The following is a 20,440-nucleotide window of genomic DNA, read 5'->3' as shown; positions in this document are numbered from 1 at the left end:
TCAGATACAAGCTCCAGCGGATTCCCGGTTAATACCATGAATCGGGAACCTCTGAATAAGTCCTCTGTGTTCTCTGCGGGTCCTAACAGACGGACAATAGACGCAGAGGGATTCTATCACGCTCAGTGTCACTCCATCATTTCCCGCATTTCGCGCAGCGCTTTCTTTTCAGCACGACGGGAAAACCACCAGGCCAGGAAGACAAAAAAGCTGACTGACAGAATGATCAGGGTTGCCAATGCATTAATTTTAGGGCTGACGCCCAATCTGACGCTGGAAAAAACCACCATTGGCAGCGTTGTCGATCCTGGACCAGCAACGAAACTGGCAATAACCAGGTCGTCCAAAGAGAGAGTAAAGGCCAGCAGCCAGCCCGACAGAAGCGCTGGTGCGATAATCGGCACCATAATTTGAAAGAAAACTTTTACCGGTGTTGCACCAAGATCCATCGCCGCTTCTTCTATCGAAAGATCCATCTCTCTCAGTCGGGCATTCACCACAATTGCAACATAAGCAGTACAAAAAGTGGTGTGAGCAATCCACACGGTGGTCATTCCCCGTTCGGCAGGCCAACCAATCATTTGTCCCATAGAGACAAACAGCAGTAACAGGGAAAGTCCGGTAATAACTTCTGGCATCACCAGCGGAGCTGTCAACATACCCCCGAATAGGGTATGACCTCGAAAACGTCCAAAGCGAACCATCACAAACGCAGCCAGAGTTCCCAAAACGACCGCCATGGTGGCTGACATAAAGGCGATGCGTAAGCTCATCCAGATAGCCGACAGCATTTGTTCATCCTTGAGTAGCTCGAAATACCACTTAGTTGAAAACCCACCCCAGACAGTAACCAGCCGGGATTCATTAAAGGAATAGATAATCAGGATCAACATGGGGATATACAAAAACAACAAGCCCAGCCACAGTATCAGATTGGAAAAATCAAATCGTTTACTCATTACTGCGTCTCCATCTCTTTTAACTGATAACGGTTAAACAGCACAATCGGAATAAGCAGCAATCCCAGCATCACCATGGCTACCGCAGCCGCAACCGGCCAGTCGCGATTATTGAAAAACTCCTGCCAAAGTACTTTTCCAATCATCAACGTACTGGGACTTCCCAGCAGCTCCGGTATCACGAACTCACCAACGACAGGAATAAATACCAGCATTGAGCCAGCAATAATTCCAGCTTTGGATAAAGGAAGGGTAACGGTAAAGAATGTCTTCCAGGGCTTGGCACCCAGATCTGCAGAGGCTTCAAGCAAGGAGCCGTCCAGCTTAATCAGATTGGAATAAATAGGCAGTACCATAAAAGGTAAATAAGCATAAACAATGCCCAGATACACAGCGAAATCAGTGTGCAGAAGATGTATGGGCTCATCAATAATGCCAGCACCGATCAGCATATTATTAATCAGGCCGTTATTCTTAAGCAGGCCAATCCAGGCATAAATCCGAATCAGAAAGGATGTCCAGGACGGCAGCACAACCAACATCAACAAGATATTACGGGTACGAGGTTCAGCACGGGCAATGGCGTAAGCCATGGGATAACTGATCAATAAGCAGATAAATGTGGAAATAAGCGCAATCTTTACAGAGCTGAGATAGGCAACAAAATAAAGATCATCCTCCAACAACAGCAAAAAGTTGCCAAGATTGAGGTTAAAGGTCAGAACCTCATCCACATACTCAACAATGGCTGAATAGGGCGGAATAGATATTTCACTCTCAGCGAAACTGATCTGGAATACGATCAGAAACGGCATAAGGAAAAACAGCAGCAGCCAAACATAAGGTATGGCGACTACACCTGTACGAGCATCCGGAATCAGTTTTTTCAGTAATTTATTCATGAGTCCAATACCACCGCACTGTCGGCATTCCAACTTACATAAACCGGGTCATTCATACGGTATTGAACCTCACGACGTTCGGCATTCGAGCGAACAGCCTGAATAACAAGATTTGAAGGTAATTCGACATGGTAGACAGAGTGGCCACCCAAATAGGCTATCTCTGCAATCGTTCCTTCAGTCCAATTGCTATCCGCTTGCGGTCGGGTTTTGCTAAAGGTCATTTTTTCAGGGCGAATAGCGACACTGACATTCTGACCTGAAGGACCACTAATGCCGTGATCAATAAAGATATTTCTCTCCATTGCATGGGCTTGAATAATGACGTGATCAGGCTCCTCTTCAATCACCCGGCCATCAAAAAGATTAACTGAACCGATAAATTCAGCGGTGTAGCGACAATTAGGAAATTCGTAAACATTATGAGGCGTCCCCACCTGAACCAATTCACCATGATTCATAATTCCGATACGGTCCGCCATGGTCATGGCTTCTTCCTGATCATGAGTGACCATCACACAGGTCACCCCAACCTGTTTGATTATCTCAACAACTTCCAGCTGCATCTCATTTCGGAGCTTCTTGTCCAATGCCCCCATCGGTTCATCCAGTAATAGAAGTTTTGGCCGTTTAGCCAGACTACGAGCCAGTGCCACCCGCTGACGCTGACCGCCAGATAACTGGTGTGGTTTACGTGAGCGAAACTCAGACATATGGACCATACGCAGTAATTCATCCACACGAGTACTGATTTCATCTGCAGGCATACGTTCCTGCTTTAAGCCATAGGCAATATTCTTTTCAACCGACATATGAGGAAAGAGCGCATAAGATTGAAACATCATATTGAAAGGAAGTTTGTGAGGAGGAGTCCCGGCAACATCACTACCCTCCAAAAAAATGCCTCCAGAGGTCGGTGTCTCAAATCCAGCCAACATTCGCAAAAGCGTCGACTTTCCGCACCCGGAACCTCCCAGCAGCGCAAATATTTCTCCTCTCTGAATTGAGAGAGAAAAATCTCTGACGGCAACAGCCTCACCAAAAGCTTTGGTAACATTTCGGATTGATAACAATGCATCGCTCAATGCTTCAACAGGTTTTCGACTGTCGTCGAGAATATCCGCATTGATCGCTTGGTCAGTCATAACAGGATCCTTTTATTCTAATATTTGACTCACATCCTGATCTCATGGGGCTCAGCTAATAATTTCATAAAGACCACCTTAGCAGGCAACCCTGAACAGCAGCCCGAGAACAAGCTCCGAAAAAACCTCTGACCAGCCCCCAATCTGTTCTCGTTAGCCTGGTTCAAAGGCTTTCCATCTAGGCAACACCCTGAAGTAATGTCGATGCTCCCTGAAATCCAGACCCGGATCAGCCCAGCACTCAGATCATCCACCCTCAGAACCATTCAACACCAAAACACTTCACTGTTCTAAAAGCAGCCAACACTAAAAACAAAATTTGTTGTTTATATTCTTCACCGACTGTAAGCACCATACCGCAGCAAAAAAACGGATACAACAATTTTATAGACTATTACTTTACACTTACCATTCGTAAAAAATACTTATAGAAAACCTTAGAACCCTTTAAGAACAGGCCCAAAAGATCAACAAAGCGCTTGACCAGAATTAACTATTGATCTAACGTTTACACATATTTTGAGCAATATATTGATCACTCAGCAACTGCAAACAATCTTGGAAAATATAACAATAAATTCTTCACTGAAGAAAATCATTGTCGAAACACTAAAAGGCGATTCCAATGTCAGCGATAGCAAAAAATACCGAAGCAATTGATTTTCTTGCGCAAAACCCGAGCGTTGAAGCGATAGATTTACTGATCTGTGACTTGAATGGCATAACCCGTGGAAAGCGGATTGAAAGAGAGAGTCTATTAAAAAGCTATGAAGACGGCATATCGATCCCGGCTTCACTCTTCTCATTAGATATTACCGGAAAAACTGTCGAAGCCTGCGGACTGGGTTTAAAAATTGGTGAACCCGACCGGTTTTGCCTTCCTCAATCCAATCACCTGAAAGTTGCTCCCTGGCAACAGCGACCGATGGCTCAGACATTATTGAGCATGTACGAAGCTGATGGGTCACCATTTTTTGGTGATCCCCGCCATATATTGACTAGCGTTCTTTCGCATTTTAAAGCGATGAAACTCACACCTGTGGTCGCAGTGGAGCTTGAGTTTTACCTGATTGACCGCCAACGGAACAAATCGAATCAGCCTCAGCCCCCCCTTTCCCCAAAAACAGGGAAGCGCGAACAGCACACTCAAGTCTACGCGACTAATGTGTTAGACGAATACAATGACTTTCTGGAGGAAATCGCCAAAACTACTGCCGAGCAAGGCATTCCTGCCGATGCTGCCGTAGCAGAATACGCACCGGGTCAGTTTGAAATCAACCTCAAGCATCAGGACGACCCCCTTGCCGCCTGCGACAATGCAATTCTGCTTAAACGAGTGATCAAAGCCGTAGCCGAAAGGCATGGTATGGAAGCCTCTTTTATGGCCAAGCCCTACGAGGAAGAAGCAGGCAGTGGCTTACATGTCCATGTCAGTATTATCGATGAACAGGGCAACAATATTCTTGCAGAACCGGGCCAACCTTACAGTAAACTAATGGAATACGCTGTTGGTGGACTACTACAGCAGATGCCGGCTTCCATGGGGCTGTTTTGCCCCAACGTAAACTCTTTCCGCCGTTTGCGCCCCGAATATTATGTCCCTATGTCTCCAAACTGGGGACTGGATAATCGCACCGTATCCGTACGGATACCGGCAAGCACTGATGCTGCTAAACGTATTGAACACCGAGTAGCAGGTGCCGATGCCAATCCCTATTTGGTCATGGCAGCTATACTAGCTTCGATTCACTATGGCATCAGCGAAAAAATACAGCCCCGGCCAAGAACAGAAGGTAATGCGTTTGAACAAGACGGTGTTGGTTTACCTACCCGCCTGTTTGAAGCGTTGGAAATACTGAAACAAAATGAAATCCTGAGATCATACTTATCTTCAGAATTTATTGATCTTTACGTAACCTGCAAGGAAGAAGAGCTTTCGGAGTTTGAGCGCCATATCAGCCAACTGGAATCTCAGTGGTATCTGACCACAGTGTAGTTCCAAGCGCTAGAGTCTCTAAAACAATACATGATTACAAAACAACCACTCCTGAGCGACGTTACCGCCAAAATAGACAACAGGCAAAATAAGTAAAGGTATGCAACCATGAGCAACATGACCTATTCAGACTGGCAATCCCGTGCCGACAGTTTACAAATTGAGGGAAGAGCCTTTATCGACGGCCAATATGTAAGTGCACTGTCAGGCCGTACAAGTGAGTGCATGAATCCTTCAAACGGCCAGAAATTAGCAGATGTTGCTCTTTGCGGCCCGGAAGATGCTGATCAAGCAGTCAAGGTCGCCCGCAAATCGTTTGAATCAGGGGTATGGTCAAAAATGCCACCGATGGAGCGGAAGAAAGTATTGATTCGCTGGGCAGAGCTGATAGAACAAAATCTGCAAGAACTGGCACTGCTGGAATCTCTAAATGCCGGCAAACCCATCAGCGATACTCTCAATAGTGATATCCCCAGTGCTGCCAACACCATTCGCTGGACCGGTGAAGCTATTGATAAAGCCTATGAACAGATAGCTCCAACCGGACAGGACTCTCTGGCGCTTGTTACCCGTCTGCCGCTCGGAGTCATTGTCGCTATAGTGCCCTGGAACTACCCGATGACCACCACCGCCTGGAAGCTCGCTCCGGCATTGGCTACCGGAAACTCAGTGATCCTCAAACCTGACCCCAAGACTCCTTTAACCGCTCTTCGCATCGCCCAACTTGCCAGCGAAGCGGGCATTCCCGATGGGGTACTTAATGTGCTACCCGGTGACGGCCCTATTCTGGGTCAACACCTGTGTCTGCACCAGGATGTAGACGGACAAACCTTCACGGGCTCAACAGCAGTCGGCAAATTACTGACCCAGTACTCAGGTCAGTCCAACCTGAAGCGAACTTTCCTGGAGCTTGGGGGCAAAAGTGCCAATATTATCTTTGCCGACGCCAATCTGGAAAAAGCAGCCAGCCTGGCGGCTATCGCAGGATTTTACAATTGTGGTCAGACCTGCACTGCAGGAACTCGCCTGTTGATTGAGCAAAGCATCTACGATGAATTTCTTGAGCGAGTTGTAGAAAAATCCAAAGGCTGGATACCCGGTAACGCTCTGGACCCGGCAACCCGCATGGGGCCTGTTATCGACAAAAATCAATTTGATACGATCAGTCAGTATGTTTCCCTGGGGCTTGAAGAAGGAGCACAACTGGCCTGTGGCGGAGCTCAGGTTTTAGCCGAAAGTGGTGGTCATTATCACCAGGCTACAATTTTTTCCGGTGCCAATAATCAGATGCGCATTGCCCGTGAAGAAATTTTTGGCCCGGTAATATCAGCCATTCCCTTTGACGATGCAGCAGACGCCGTTTCTATCGCCAACGATTCCCCTTATGGGCTAGCAGGTGCCGTCTGGAGCCGAAACATAAACACGGCCCACAAGGTAGCAGCGGCAGTCCGCACCGGCACCATGGGGATTAATAATTATTTTGGCGGTGATATCACCGTTCCCTTTGGAGGCTTCAAAGAGTCCGGTAATGGTCGCGATAAATCGATGCATGCCTTTGATGACTACACCGAACTGAAAACGACCTGGATCGAATTCGAATAGCCCTCTCGAAGAGCCAATCAAACGCTCAGATCTGTTTGATCCCTGCCGGGCAGGGATCAAACAATCTACCAAGTAGTGATAGTTTGTGGTCTGCTTGACCCTCTATAGCTATTGGTTGACCGCGGCAACTGGCCAAATAACAAAGAGCAACGTAACAGGTTGCAGACTGTAGTAGCTGTTCGTACGGCAATTAGGTTCCTACTCAACAGAAGTCACCATTTTAGCCCTGCCCCAGTCTGATATTCCGTTACCCGGGTTTCAAAAAAATTCTTTTCCTTGCGTAAATTGGCTTGCTCATCCAGCCAGGGAAGAAAATTTTGTGTACCAGCAAACGGCTCTTCAATTCCAAGTTGCCGACTACGTCGATTAGCCATAAAACGAAACTGCCCAATATGCTGATCTGCGCTATAGCCAAGTATTGGCTGAGGTAATAAAAATTTCGCATAGGCCCGCTCAGCAGCCTCAGCCTCTTCCCACATCTGTTTCATTGAAACAGGGTCCAGACAAACGTTTTCCTCTAAGAGGATTTGCTTAATCACACGGATGCCAAAGCTGGCATGCAATACTTCATCACGCATAATGTACTGCAGTTGCTCAGCGCTTCCCCGCATTAATCCTCGACGCTGCAAAGCAAAAATCGGACTAAAACCGTTATAAAACCAGCAACCTTCAAACACAGCAGCAAAGAAAACATATGCAAGCAGAAATTCCTGCAGGTCATCGGCGTTCCTGAGGTTTATATCCGGTCGTAATACCGACTCCAGGCGTCGATTACAAATTTCTATTTTGGCGTAGATCTGCGGCACCAGACGGTAACGGTTATAAACTTCACTTTGATCCAGTCCCAGAGTTTCAATACAGTGCTGGTAGGTCCAGGTGTGCAAGGCTTCTTCGTAAACCTGTCGCGCCTGATAGATCTGCAATTCGGGTGCAGACATTTTTTCCATAACGGCAAGACCAATATTACGCATAGCCAGAATGTCAGAAGTCGTCAGATATGCCAGCACATTCTCATAAAGGTGGCGTTCTTCGGGATTGAGCCGCTGTTGATAATCCTGAATATCCTGATTCATATTAATATCCAGCGGCGTCCAGTGATTACGATTGGCATTGAGAAAATACTCCCATGCCCAGGGATACTTGAACGGAGCCAACTGATTTATATCTGTCTGCCCATTGATAACCCGCTTATCTTCCGCATTAATGGCATGACTGCCCCCACCTCTCGAATCGAGCAGCAAAGAGTCAGACAAATCGCCAGGATAAGATTGACACTCATTCCGGCTCGCTTGCTCTGAGCTGATTTCAGCCCTGTCCAATAGATCATTCCAGGTCTTTAACATTACTTAATCTCCAAGGGCAGGGTTACTGGCACGCTTCACAGTCTGGTTCAAGAATCGAGCAGACTTTTGGCAATAAAGATTCATTGTCAGCTCCCGTCACCTCATCCTCCATATCATGACCTTTTTCTACATGGGTCGCCCCCAGAGTACGTAAGTAATAGGTTGTTTTCAGTCCTCTCAACCAAGCCAATTTGTATAGCTCATCAAGTTTTGACCCCGAAGCCTCAGACAGATACAAATTGAGGCTTTGGGACTGATCTAACCATTTCTGGCGTCTGGAAGCCGCCTCAATCAACCAGCGCGAATCCATCTCAAAGGCTGTTGAATAAAGTGCTCGTAGCGACGCTGGGATGCGCTCAATAGATGCGATTCGACCATCAAAATATTTAAGGTCATTCACCATAACCTGATCCCAAAGACCCAGTTTTTTCAGATCATTCACTAAATATCGGTTGACCTGGGTAAATTCACCGGACAGATTGGATTTTACAAACAGGTGCTGGTAAGTCGGCTCAATGGACTGACTCACACCACAGATATTGGAGATCGTAGCCGTAGGTGCAATGGCCAGGGTATTGGAATTACGCATCCCCTGAGCCTGCACTTTTTTCCGCAGAGGCTCCCAGTCAAGGGTCTTGTTTCGATCCATTTCCAGATATTTTCCACGGCTTTCAGCCAGAAGTTCGATAGAATCCAAAGGCAATATGCCATTGCTCCACAAAGATCCTTGATAGCTGGGGTAGGCACCTCTCTCAACGGCCAGGTCAGCGGAAGCGGAAATCGCAAAATAACTCAGTGCTTCAGCAGAGCGATCAGCAAACTCAACGGCTTCAACCGATCCATAGCTGATTCTCTGCTTGTACAGTGCATCCTGAAATCCCATTAATCCCAACCCGACTGGCCGGTGACGCAGATTGGAGTGACGGGCTTGCGGTACCGCGTAATAGTTAATATCCACTACGTTGTCCAACATACGCATCGCTGTAACCACGGTGCATCTTAAGTGCTCCAGATCAATCCCTTGCTCTTCACTGACGTGGGCTGCCAGGTTTATCGATCCCAGATTACAAACGGCAATTTCCTGCGCCGAGGTGTGTAGCGTAATCTCGGTGCACAGATTAGAGCTGTGTACCACTCCACGATGCTGGTTGGTGTAGCGCAAGTTACAGGGATCCTTAAAACACAACCAGGGGTGCCCTGTTTCAAACAGTGTCGACAAAATTCTACGCCACAGGGTTTGCGCATCCACTCGCCGGCTGATTCGAATTTCACCGGCAGCAGCCTGACTCTCATATTGCAGATAGCGCTTTTCAAACGCGACTCCCACCAGGTCATGCAGATCCGGCACCTCATCAGGAGAAAACAAAGTCCAGTGTTGCTGCTCAAGCACCCGTTGCATAAACAAATCCGGCAACCAGTTAGCGCTATTCATATCCTGAGTACGACGACGCTCATCACCGGTGTTTTTTCTTAACTCCAGAAAGGCTTCAATATCAATATGCCAGGTTTCCAGATAGGCACAGACAGCTCCTTTGCGCTTGCCTCCCTGATTGACCGCAACAGCGGTGTCATTTGCAACTTTCAGAAACGGGACAACCCCCTGACTGCTACCGTTAGTCCCGTTAATATGAGCCCCCAATCCTCTGACCGGCGTCCAGTCGTTACCCAGCCCCCCCGCGTACTTGGAGAGCAAAGCATTATCCTTGATTGCTGAATAAATCCCATCCAGATCGTCTGACAGGGTCGTCAGGTAGCAAGAAGACAACTGCGCCCTGAGGGTTCCGGCGTTAAAGAGCGTTGGGGTACTGGACATAAATTCAAAACTCGACAGCAGTTTATAGAATTCAACTGCACGCAGTTCCCGATCCACTTCATTAATCGCCAATCCCATAGCAACACGCATGAAAAATGCCTGCGGTAACTCAATGCGCAAACTCTGATGGTGAATAAAATAGCGATCATACAGAGTCTGCAAACCGAGATAAGAGAATTTCAGATCACGTTCGGGCAGCAACGACTCTGTTATAGCAGCAAGATCAAACTGCAACAGCTGCGGATCCAATAACTGATGCTCCCCCCCCAGTTTTAGATAGTTGATGAAATATTGGCCGTAACAATGGGCTGTTTCGTCCCTTAATTTATCCACATCACGGGTTTCAAACTTCAGCCCCTGCAACGCCTCCTGACGGGCTTCATCAGTTTCAAAATATTGCGCCTTGAATGCCTCAGCATGCAGCTGATCTAACAGCAAGCGCGCAGCTACCTGACTGTATCCGGGCTCTTGCTCAATCAATGCCCTGGCACTCAGAACAAGCACTTCAAAAAGCGAGGTTTCTTTTATCCCCTGGTAAAGATTCGGTTCCAACTGCTCCATCAATTTCCTGACAGAAACATCTTCCACTCCCCGACAAGCTTCTTCAAATTGTGTTTCCAGCCCGGCAATATCCAACAACACAAGATCCCCTTGCTGGTTGGTAATCTTTATGGGCTGGCTTTGTGACTGCTGAGAGTCTTCAAACGTTTCAGCTCTGCGACGCGCATGAGCTTCACGATAAAGAACATAGGCACGCGCTACCTTATGGTGCCCGGATCTCATCAAAGCTAATTCGACCTGATCTTGAATATCCTCTATTGCCAGTGTTCCGCCGACAGGAAAGCGGCGAGTTAAGGTTGACACAACTTGCAAGGCGATTTCCGAAACCTGACTCTGGATACGCAAAGAATGGGCGCCGTCCCCCTCTTCAGTAGCCAAAAAAGCCCGCGATAATGCCAGAGAAATTTTCTGCTGATTAAATTCAGTGACAGTGCCATTACGACGAATCACCCGAAAAGCCTCATTAACAGGACTCAAGCTGCTGATCCTTACGGCATCAGAGCCAGGGTTCTCAGTAGTATCCTTCTCAAACCGATCATCATCTGACAACCTGGTAATTTGCGTGGTGGTGCCAGTATTAGCGGTGGTGTTGATATTAGCGGTGGTGTTAGTGACGTTAGCGCTGTTATTAACAGTGGTTTGCATGATGCCTCCCAAGTTCCGTGATTGGGTAGGCCGTCGCGTAGCAGAAGGGACAGCGATCCAGCAGAAGGCTTTCCTCAAGACCTTTGACGCGAAGGCTCAGGTTAGACAGTGGTTAAATACAATAGAACCGCTGCCATCTTCAGTTGGTATTCGGACTCGGGAGTAAACCGTTAATCTAATTTATTACCGTATAAACTAAATCAACTGTATTGAGGATCACGGCTTGCCAGCGGTTGAAAACGAATTCTCCCGATGCAGCCTTACTTTTCTGTCATAACCAAAAAAGCCTGTGATCTTTATTCTCCCATACCGTTGCGCGACAGTTCCGGATTCTCACCGGATTCCCCGCCAGAGCTTTGGTTGCTGGTTTTTGAAGCAATCAAAAATCTGGCACAACTACAGTATGTAGTATGTAACTTAAAGACAGGACACAAGATATAGAAAGTAAAATCCTCTTGCAAGCACTTATAACAGCCTGAATTACGATCAGAGCTGAATAACCCTCCTATCCTGGCAGATTCAAAGTTGTTCGGCTTATCTATGTGATCGGTATAAAATCCCCGGACTTTGAATGATGCAGCAAAGGAACTTATACAGTGAACAGGCCAGTAGGAATATTCGATTCAGGAGTGGGAGGCATATCAATCGCTCTTGGAGTTCGAAAAATTCTTCCTTCAGAAGACTTGCTATATGTTGCCGACCAAGAGTTTTCACCCTACGGCTCTAAGTCAAATACAATTGTTGAAGCGCGCGCCGAAATAATCACAACGTTTCTTTCCCAGCAGGGATGCAAAGCGATTGTGGTTGCCTGTAATACTGCAACCGTAAACTCAATAAACAGATTACGGACAATGTGTAGCATCCCCATAGTGGGAGTTGAACCCGGTATAAAACCAGCAGCTCTGCAAAGTAACACGGGGATTATTGGGGTTCTGGCGACAGAAAAAACCCTGAGCAGCGAAAGCTTCCAAGCGCTCAGGAGTCAATTTTCTGCCGCAGTGAATATCGAAATACAGGCCTGCCCACGCTTTGTTGAATTGGTTGAAAAGAACAATCTCAACAGCGTCGAAACGCTAAAAATTGCAGAAGACTATGTTCTCCCCCTTATTGCGAAAGGAGCAGATCATATTGTTCTTGGCTGTACTCATTACTCATTTCTCACTCCTGTGATAGAGCAGATCGTCGGCGATAAGGCGACCATTATTGATACGGCCATTCCCGTCTCTTTGGAATTAAAAAGACAGTTATCCAGACGTGATCTGCTTAACCCTCAGGACCGCCAGGGTCTCACCAAATTCTGGAGCTCCAAGGCATCAGAGCAAGCCTCAGAAAAAATAAGTCAGTTATGGGGCAATAAAGTCGTAGTTGCCGACCTCAATCTCCATAAAGATAAGACGGTATCAAAATCAAACCATATCTCCCTCAAACAACGGGATTGCTGAAACTTATCAGACATAAAGTTACCCAAGGAAACATCAGGCCTCAAAAATTATATACTTGTTAACAGGTTCCTTAGAATAAAGAAGTCAGGGATACTTGGAATCAGACACCAAAAACAGGGAAAGTAAAATATGTCCTATTTAAGAATGAAGAACAAACAAGCCAGACACTCCAAGGTTAATCAAAAAAGTGTCACGGCTCAGCAACAGACGACTCCCCTTAATATTGATCCGCTGGACGACACATCAATCACCAAACCAGCCAGACCGCTAAAAGACGCTGCAAAACAGGAAGCTGAATCAGATTAATTCACTCTGATTCAGCTCGATGGCAGGCTATTGCGGGCTTCACCCGGCCCAGTCTACTGATCTCCCGCTTACCCCATATCCGGGAATGATTTAATCGCGATAGCCCGCCCTTTGTTTTAAGGGCTTATCCCTACCTACTCATCCCCATCTCTTTGCTGGCACAGTTGCTGCTCGGCTGAATCCAAAAGACTATCGATCGAATTGAGCGTGGAATAATCGATCGAAATAGCTATTTCGCTGCAACAGATGGGATATTGATCTTCTCTGTTACGTTTATCCAGCGCCTCATGTAAGCGCCTAATTAATGATTGCGGGGGAACAATGCCCGTTAGCAGTGCTGCAAATGCGTCGTTACCTACACGTGCGTAAACATCAGCATCAGCAAAGATATCACCGAGTACCTGGCTAAACTCTACCAGCATCCGCTCACCCTCGGAGCGGCCAAGGCGGCCGAGGATCGATTTGAAATTATCCAGATCAAAATAGATCAACCAGGCAGGTTTTTGACTGAGGGCACTCTGCTGCAACCCCTTACCCGCCAGAATCCGAAAACCCTGTCGGTTGGAAATCCCTGTCAACTCATCAAGGGTTGAACGCTGATAAGCAGCCAGCTCACTCTCAACCATCTGCGCCACATCTGAAAATGCCAGCAGGTCATTGTCCGTCAACGTTCGCGGAACCTGATCAATCAGGCATAGCGTTCCAAGCTTTGAACCATCACTATGAACCAGCGGGTAACCTGCATAGAAGCGAATATAGGGCTCCCCGGTCACCAGAGGATTATCAGCGAAGCGGTCGTCGGTCATCACATCATTAACAATAAATGTCTGATCCTCCAGAATCGCATGGCCGCAAAAGGAAATTTCCCGGGACGTTTCCTGTGCTGACAATCCCATGCATGACTTGAACCATTGACGATTGGCATCCACCAGGCTGATCAGCACAATCGGCATATCAAACATCCGCTGAGCCAGGCGGGTGAGTCGATCAAATCGCTCTTCGGCTTCGGTATCGAGGATATTGAGATTACGCAAAGACTGAAGTCGATCGAACTCATTATCCGGTATTCTCGGCGGCTGCATTCTAATCTTAAAGAGTGCTCGTTGAGTATGTGGCCAGGACTTAATCCAATCGGGAACATCACTTGCGGGCATTGGCTGGGCAATAAAATAACCTTGAACCTGATCACACCCCAGGGATTCTACCAAGATCAACTCTTCAAACGTTTCCACGCCTTCAGCAACGATCTTCATATCGAGTTTCTTGGCAATATCAACACTGGATTCCAGAATCACCAGGGACTTTCGATCAGTCTTCGCCGATTGAATAAAGCTCTTATCAAGCTTTAACTCATCGAAAGGCAGGTCTCGCAGCTGAGTCAAACTCGAATGGCCTGTACCGAAGTCATCAATCGACAGCGACAGTTTTTGCATCCGCATCCGTAACAGAACATCCAGCGGATCTGCCTGCCCCTCTGCCAGGATACTTTCAGTGACCTCCATCTGATAATTGGCATGATTTTCACCCATCCGGTACAGCAGCTGAGTGATACGGTCGGCAAAACCGATATCCTTGAGGCTCATCATAGAGACGTTAAAAGCCACCTTAAGGTTGATCCCCTGCTGACGCCATTCGCTCGCTATAACAGCCGCCTGCTCGAGCAGACTGAAAGTCAGTTCATCAACCAGCCCGTTTGCTTCGGCAACCGGAATAAACTGATCAGGAAAAAACGGCCCCTGAGGTGAATCAGGCCAACGCGCTAACAGTTCAACTCCAACTACGGCTCGGCTGGCGATATCAACTTTCGGCTGGAACCAAGGCACCAACTCCCCTCTTCGAATTGCACTTTCCAGTTGCTCACAGCTGACCTGTTCCGCAGCAGCAGCCGCTTGTTTTAATCGTCCTCTGTTAGGCTCTCTGATCAGCAGCGCAGCAAGCTCATCACGTTGAACCGGTTTAGTCAGGGTACCCAGCATTGAGAGCCCACGCGCATTGGCAAGACGCTCAGCTGCATCGATTGTCTCTCTATCGGCACCACTAAAAAGGATGATGTCGCCGCCAAATCCCAATGTGGCGAAATCCCGCAATAAATCAATGCCGCCACGTCCTGGCATACTGAGATCAGCCATTACAATATCTATTTGAGGGGAAGAGCTACTGACATAGGCCAGCGCCTTTTCAGCAGTATCAGCCAGCAGAACATTGGGATACCCCATTCCTACAATTGCAAACTGTAGCGCCCGCAGGATAAGCGGATCATCGTCGACGATAAGGAAGGTTTTACTGGTCTGGTTGTCATTCATAGCCTCATATACCCTCTACACCAGCAATCACTCGGACGACACAGCCACAGAGTGCTTGATATCAACAGCAGAGGTTAGTTTAGTAAAATATTGATAAGAATGAACTAAAAAAGCAGATTAGATTTTTTTTTGAGGTTTTTAAGTATCCCAGGGGAACCTAGTTGGAAGGTCAACAAGCTCTTTGTGATGCTGCGCCAACAACGTATAGGCCATTAGCTTAAGGTCGCTCAGTGTTCGCTTTGCCCGCTCCCCTGTTTGATTGACCAGCACCAGAAAAAGGCTATGAGTCATTTCCAGATAGAAACGCGCAAGACGCTCCCTTTCTGTAATGTGCTTGTGAATCCCGAGGCGTTTAAAGACCAGAGCCATTCGAGAAATAATCAGCTCATCATGCTGCATGTCCAGCTCACGCAATTCGGGGACAGAAAACATTGCCTGGACCAGCGTCAGTATCGCTTTTTGCTTTTTATATACTTTAAAATTAAGCGTAATCAGACGATCCACTGCATCTTCAAGCAGCAGCTCTTCCAACGGCCACTTATCGATCTGTCCCAGAATCGCTTCAATGCCATCCAGCCACCGAAGGCCCATCGCGTACAGAATCGCATGCTTGTTCGGGAAATAATGATAGAGCGTACCTACAGAAATCCCCACTTCTTTAGCGATCAAAGTGGTGTTAAGGTCATCAAAACCTACTCGCTCCAACAACTCCCCGGTAACATCGATGATCTGCTGAGCTCGCTGCCGTGACCGCTGTTGCACCGGGTCACGCCTTGGCGTCAAATATTCTTCGGCCTTCTTATTGGCCGATGGCAGGTTACCTCTAGGCTGATCACTTTCCATTATTATGATTATTCACCATTGTTAAAATACCCGAACAACTTGGGCTTCAATTACCAGGTGAGCAATTATAAAGCAAAACAGTGGCATCAATAAGTCAATACTATCCTGACATTCGCTTATTAAAACCGATCTCTCAGCGCGTAATACAGCATTCCGGCAACTAATCCCGGCCAACGCAACAAAGTACCTCCGGGGAATGTGGGTGTAGGCACTTGAGCAAACTGATCAAACTTCTCAGCCGTTCCTGCTATTGCATCGGCCATAAGCTTGCCCCCTAATGTGGCCAATGCGACTCCATGACCAGAATACCCCTGAGCAACAAATATGTTGTTTTCAATCCGATCAAAGTGAGGCATACGGTTGAGCGTAATAGCCAAGGTCCCGCCCCAGCCGTAATCAATTTTCACATCCGCCAGCTGAGGATAAATATCCAACATGTATTTTCTGACAAAGCTCTTGATATCACTGGGAAAACGGCTGGTGTAGTTCTCCCCTCCCCCCCAGAGCATCCGGTGATCTGCGGACAAACGAAAATAGTTAATAACAAACTTGGAGTCAGCCACCGCCACATCATCACGAATCAATTCCCGTGCGCGATCTTCGCCAAGAGGTTCAGTAGCCAGAATAAAATTATTGATCGGCATAATCTTACCGGCGATCTTCGGTTCTAACTTTCCAAGATAGCCATTACAGGCCAGCAAAATATATTTGGCCTTTACCAGTCCCTGAGTTGTGGTTATTTCAGCAGTATTGCCGGCTTTATACCCGCTGACACGACTCTTTTCGTAAATGCGAGTCCCTGCATTAGCAGCGGCCTTAGCCAACCCCAAAGCGTAATTCAAAGGGTGCAGATGAGCCCCTTCCTGCCAAAGCTCTCCAGCAAAATAGCGCTTAGTACCGAGCATCTCTTCCATTTCCGTCTCGGGGACATACCGGACCCCTTCATAGCCATATTCTTTTCTGAGCTTATCGACATTTTTTTGGTAACCGGCATTAACAGAAGATTTGGCTGCGGCATGTAATATTCCTGGTTTTAAATCACAGTGGATTTGATATTCACTGACCAGTTTTTTTACCAGTTCCACAGATTCAAGTGACATATCCCAGAGTTTTCGCGCATGATCAACGCCAACTTTGGCCTCAAGCTCAGCCTGATCCATACAATGACCAGCCCCGACCTGACCGCCATTACGACCCGAGGCTCCCCAACCCACCCGCTCTGCATCCAACAGAACAACCTGGTAACCTTTCTGAGACAAGTGCAAGGCCGCTGACAGACCAGTAAAACCGCCTCCTATCACGCATACATCGGCAGCCTGCTCACCCTGAAGTATCGGGTAGTCATCTTTTTCGTTGGCACTGTCAACGTAATAGGAAGACTCATAACCGTCTAAGCTCATCACCCACTCCTTGCCTCAACTACAAAAACGATAAAGGCACATAAAACAGAATCTTAAAATCGAATATTAATTCGATTAAACACCCTTATCAAGCACTATTTGTGTAGTTTTTTACAACTTACTATTGATTTGAAAAAAATCATGATATAGCCTTTAAATCGAATAATAATTCGATTAGACAAAAAACAAGGTGATTGGGAGAGGGGAAGCGCTTCACACAACAGCTGGCAGACTAACAAAGTCCTAAACACCGATCGTCATCCTGATGACTCGATCGGCTTGTCCTGTACTATGACAGAAAACAGGTGGATCCAGAGATTTCTTAGAAAACCCGGCAAACTTCCAATGGCCAGCCAAAATAAAGATAACTAAAGCAGAAACCAAACCCATAGGTGACTTATGGAAGCCTTAGAGAGCTTTCTTAGAGAAAATAACATTACTGAAATCGAGTCTACGATTCCTGATATGACCGGTAATGCCCGCGGAAAATTTTATCCAACCAGAAAGTTTCTGGCGGAAGAAAGTGGTCGCATACCAGAAGCAATTTTAGTCCAGACCGTCACCGGCGACTGGGCAGATAATCATGATGAACTGGTACACACCTCTGATCGGGACATGATCCTGGTTCCTGACTTATCGACCCTGCGCCTGGTACCTTGGGCTGATGAGCCGACAGCCCAGATTATCAACGACTGCTACGATGCTGAAGGCAATGTTCACCCTCTTTCTACCCGCGGTATATTAAGGCGTGTGCTGAATCTCTATAAGGAAGCCGGCCTGTCGCCGATTATTGCTCCAGAGGTCGAGTTCTACCTGCTACAACGTAATCTGGATCCGGATTATGAGCTGAAATCCGCCATTGGGCGCTCTGGAAGAAGAGAAACCGCCCGTCAATCCTATAGCATTGACGCGGTCAATGAATTTAATCCGATTATCGATACTCTGTACAGTTACTGCGATACTCAAGGTCTGGATGTGGATACGCTGATCCACGAATCCGGTGCCGCACAGATGGAGATAAACTTTCTCCACGGTGACCCGATGAACCTGGCAGATCAGGTTTTTGCATTCAAGCGGACACTACGTGAAACTGCGTTAAAACACGATATCTACGCAACATTTATGGCTAAACCAATGGAGCATGAGCCCGGCAGTTCAATGCATATCCATCAAAGTCTGATCGATAACAAGACAGGAAATAACGTATTCGCCGGAGAAAACGGTAATTACAGCAAGACGTTTTATCACTTTATGGGCGGACTACAGCGATACGTACCTTATGCGATCAGCTTCTTTGCCCCCAATGTTAATTCCTACCGACGTTTTGTACCCGACATATCTGCACCGGTAAACATGCACTGGGGGATTGACAACCGAACCACAGGGTTACGCTCTCCAGCAAGTGATCCGGCGGCTACCCGAATAGAAAACCGCTTTCCTGGGGCTGATTCCAACCCTTATCTTGCCATCGCCCTTTCTCTGGCATGCGGCTACCTCGGCATGAAAGAGAAGATTGAACCCTTAGCCCCCGTAGAAGGGATGTCTTTTTCACCAGGCGACAAGATAGAAGTGGCAAGAACACTGGTTGAAGGACTGCAACTACTGGATGAATGTGAGCCGCTGAAAGACATTCTTGGCGAGCGGTTCGTCAAAGCCTATATTGGCGTCAAAACCGCTGAATTCGAAACATTCAACCAGGTCATCAGTTCCTGGGAAAGAGAACATCTGCTGCTTAACGTTTGAGGAACCCAGAGTGTCCCCCCCTCTCCAAAAAACACCAATATATACCTCAGGGGGTATATCACCGGAACCTATGAAGAACATACCTTATAAACAGTGATGAGATATGCCGTCAGAATCAGTGAGCCATCACAGCTACATTCGCGGCAAATGATTTAAAGGTGCGGGCTCGCAATCACACCTCGATTGTGATTGCTGAGACCTGTATTGACCCCACTTAAAATAAGTAGAACAAAGGTTAATACTATGACTAACTCAATCACCCCTCGTTTCAGGCTGCCTGTATCGACTTTGGTGTCTACCCTCGCTTTGACTCTGGCAGTCACCGTGCAGGCCGAAGCCAAGCAGGAATTGAAATTCTATAACTGGTCCGACTATATTGCGCCGGAAACGATTGAGAAATTTGAAAAAGAAACCGGCATTGAGGTCACCTACGATGTCTTCGACAGCAATGAAGTTCTTGAAGCAAAGTTACTGTCTGGTAGCTCCGGGTTTGACCTTGTCGTGCCTACATCTTCATTTTTGGGACGTCAGATCATGGCAGGGGTCTTCCAGCCACTGGATCGAAGCAAGCTTCCCAACTATAAAAACCTTGATTCCGGCCTGATGAAAGTTCTTACCGAAGTAGATCCGGATAATCGTCATGGTATTCCCTATCTCTGGGGTACTACCGGAATCGGTTACAACGTTGAGAAAGTAAAGGAAGCCCTTGGAGAAGATGCCCCTGTCGATAGCTGGGACCTTATTTTCAAGCCAGAGAACGTTGCCAAGCTTTCCTCCTGCGGGGTTGCAATCCTCGACGCCCCCACAGAGATTATTCCTCTGGCCCTGCACTACTCGGGGATGGATCCAAACAGTTTTAATAAAAGCGACTATAAAAAAAGCGCCCCTGCTGGACAATTGTTAAAAGGAATTCGCCCTCATATAACTTACTTCCACTCTTCACAATATATTAATGATCTTGCCAATGGTGATATCTGCGTAGCCGTAGGCTGGTCTGGAGACATCATTCAGGCGGCCACACGGGCCGAAGAAAGTGATAATGGGGTTAATGTAGCCTACAGCATTCCCAAAGAAGGAACCGCGGTTTGGTTTGACATGCTAGCGATTCCTGCCGATGCCAGGAATGCAGAAAATGCTCACAAGTTCGTTAACTTCCTTATGCGCCCAGATGTAATTGCTGATATTACCAATTATGTGGCTTACGCGAATGCCAACAATCAATCACTGGGGCTGGTCGATAAAGAAATTGTCAACGATGTCAGCATATTTCCACCAGAGGATGTTAGAGCAAAACTGTTTTCTTTCAAAGTCCTGCCTAAAAAAATTGACCGCGTAATTACACGGCTGTGGACCGACTTTAAATCCGGTCGCTAAGAAATCCAGGCCTGTTTTTAGTTTCAGTATCCTGCGGGTAAATAACCCGGAGACATCCTCCGG

General features: G+C 47.1%; 14 protein-coding genes and 1 riboswitch. Of the genes, 6 read left to right on the top strand and 8 right to left on the bottom strand.

Annotated features, from left to right (window positions below; genetic code table 11):
- Window positions 1–128: 128 nt before the first annotated feature.
- From BGP75_RS05280 to BGP75_RS05270, 3 genes are read right to left on the bottom strand one after another with little or no spacing between them, the layout of a single operon-like run.
- Window positions 129–959: an ABC transporter permease subunit gene (locus BGP75_RS05280; protein WP_076716140.1), complete on the bottom strand. Its 831-nt coding sequence runs from the start codon at window positions 957–959 to the stop codon at window positions 129–131.
- Complete coding sequence (locus BGP75_RS05275; protein ID WP_076716137.1) at window positions 959–1,861, bottom strand: ABC transporter permease subunit; 903 nt, start codon at window positions 1,859–1,861, stop codon at window positions 959–961. Before BGP75_RS05275 ends, BGP75_RS05280 begins: the two co-directional genes overlap by 1 nt.
- Window positions 1,858–3,006 carry an ABC transporter ATP-binding protein gene (locus BGP75_RS05270; RefSeq protein WP_083704636.1) on the bottom strand — a complete coding sequence of 383 codons (1,149 nt, stop codon included), beginning with the start codon at window positions 3,004–3,006 and terminating at the stop codon, window positions 1,858–1,860. The genes BGP75_RS05275 and BGP75_RS05270 overlap by 4 nt, the downstream gene beginning before the upstream one ends.
- Window positions 3,007–3,631: 625 nt before the next feature.
- On the opposite strand from BGP75_RS05270, the gene BGP75_RS05260 reads away from it, so the two are divergent.
- Together BGP75_RS05260 and BGP75_RS05255 are read left to right on the top strand one after the other, a co-directional pair.
- Window positions 3,632–5,002 (top strand): glutamine synthetase family protein, encoded by a 1,371-nt coding sequence (locus BGP75_RS05260; RefSeq protein ID WP_076716131.1) that lies wholly within the window; start codon window positions 3,632–3,634, stop codon window positions 5,000–5,002.
- A 108-nt stretch (window positions 5,003–5,110) separates the two neighbouring features.
- Window positions 5,111–6,604: an aldehyde dehydrogenase gene (locus BGP75_RS05255; RefSeq protein ID WP_076716128.1), complete on the top strand. Its 1,494-nt coding sequence runs from the start codon at window positions 5,111–5,113 to the stop codon at window positions 6,602–6,604.
- Between the two features lie 212 nt (window positions 6,605–6,816).
- Here BGP75_RS05255 and BGP75_RS05250 read toward each other — a convergent pair whose 3' ends face one another.
- Complete coding sequence (locus BGP75_RS05250) at window positions 6,817–7,947, bottom strand: ribonucleotide-diphosphate reductase subunit beta (RefSeq protein WP_083704635.1); 1,131 nt, start codon at window positions 7,945–7,947, stop codon at window positions 6,817–6,819.
- Window positions 7,948–7,969: 22 nt separating this feature from the next.
- Window positions 7,970–10,966, bottom strand: a complete 2,997-nt coding sequence (locus BGP75_RS05245; protein WP_083704634.1) for a ribonucleoside-diphosphate reductase subunit alpha — start codon at window positions 10,964–10,966, stop codon at window positions 7,970–7,972.
- 123 nt (window positions 10,967–11,089) lie between these two features.
- A riboswitch (cobalamin riboswitch) is annotated at window positions 11,090–11,365 on the bottom strand.
- Window positions 11,366–11,562: 197 nt separating this feature from the next.
- Between BGP75_RS05245 and murI the strand changes: the two genes are divergently transcribed.
- Window positions 11,563–12,408 carry a glutamate racemase gene (gene murI, locus BGP75_RS05240; protein WP_076716126.1) on the top strand — a complete coding sequence of 282 codons (846 nt, stop codon included), beginning with the start codon at window positions 11,563–11,565 and terminating at the stop codon, window positions 12,406–12,408.
- Between the two features lie 129 nt (window positions 12,409–12,537).
- Window positions 12,538–12,714: a hypothetical protein gene (locus tag BGP75_RS27000; RefSeq protein ID WP_158070065.1), complete on the top strand. Its 177-nt coding sequence runs from the start codon at window positions 12,538–12,540 to the stop codon at window positions 12,712–12,714.
- A 134-nt stretch (window positions 12,715–12,848) separates the two neighbouring features.
- Here the strand turns inward: BGP75_RS27000 and BGP75_RS27170 are convergent, their stop codons facing one another.
- The 3 genes from BGP75_RS27170 to BGP75_RS05215 all read right to left on the bottom strand — a co-directional run bounded on the left by BGP75_RS27170 (window position 12,849) and on the right by BGP75_RS05215 (window position 17,260).
- Entirely contained in the window at window positions 12,849–15,017 is a 2,169-nt protein-coding gene (locus tag BGP75_RS27170) for an EAL domain-containing protein (RefSeq protein ID WP_198939273.1), read from the bottom strand.
- Between the two features lie 138 nt (window positions 15,018–15,155).
- The gene (locus BGP75_RS05220) at window positions 15,156–15,860 is read right to left on the bottom strand and encodes a TetR/AcrR family transcriptional regulator (RefSeq protein ID WP_076716124.1); all 705 of its coding nucleotides are present in this window, start codon (window positions 15,858–15,860) and stop codon (window positions 15,156–15,158) included.
- 119 nt (window positions 15,861–15,979) lie between these two features.
- The gene (locus tag BGP75_RS05215; RefSeq protein WP_076716121.1) at window positions 15,980–17,260 is read right to left on the bottom strand and encodes an FAD-binding oxidoreductase; all 1,281 of its coding nucleotides are present in this window, start codon (window positions 17,258–17,260) and stop codon (window positions 15,980–15,982) included.
- 399 nt (window positions 17,261–17,659) lie between these two features.
- On the opposite strand from BGP75_RS05215, the gene BGP75_RS05210 reads away from it, so the two are divergent.
- Window positions 17,660–19,003 (top strand): glutamine synthetase family protein, encoded by a 1,344-nt coding sequence (locus BGP75_RS05210; protein WP_076716119.1) that lies wholly within the window; start codon window positions 17,660–17,662, stop codon window positions 19,001–19,003.
- Window positions 19,004–19,246: 243 nt separating this feature from the next.
- Window positions 19,247–20,377 (top strand): extracellular solute-binding protein, encoded by a 1,131-nt coding sequence (locus BGP75_RS05205; RefSeq protein ID WP_076716116.1) that lies wholly within the window; start codon window positions 19,247–19,249, stop codon window positions 20,375–20,377.
- Window positions 20,378–20,440: the final 63 nt, after the last annotated feature.

This window comes from Motiliproteus sp. MSK22-1, from assembly GCF_001968815.1.
Classification (GTDB): domain Bacteria; phylum Pseudomonadota; class Gammaproteobacteria; order Pseudomonadales; family Balneatricaceae; genus Motiliproteus.
The sequence above is the reverse complement of the archived record's forward strand: the minus strand, read 5'-3'. Positions and strand labels throughout refer to the sequence as shown.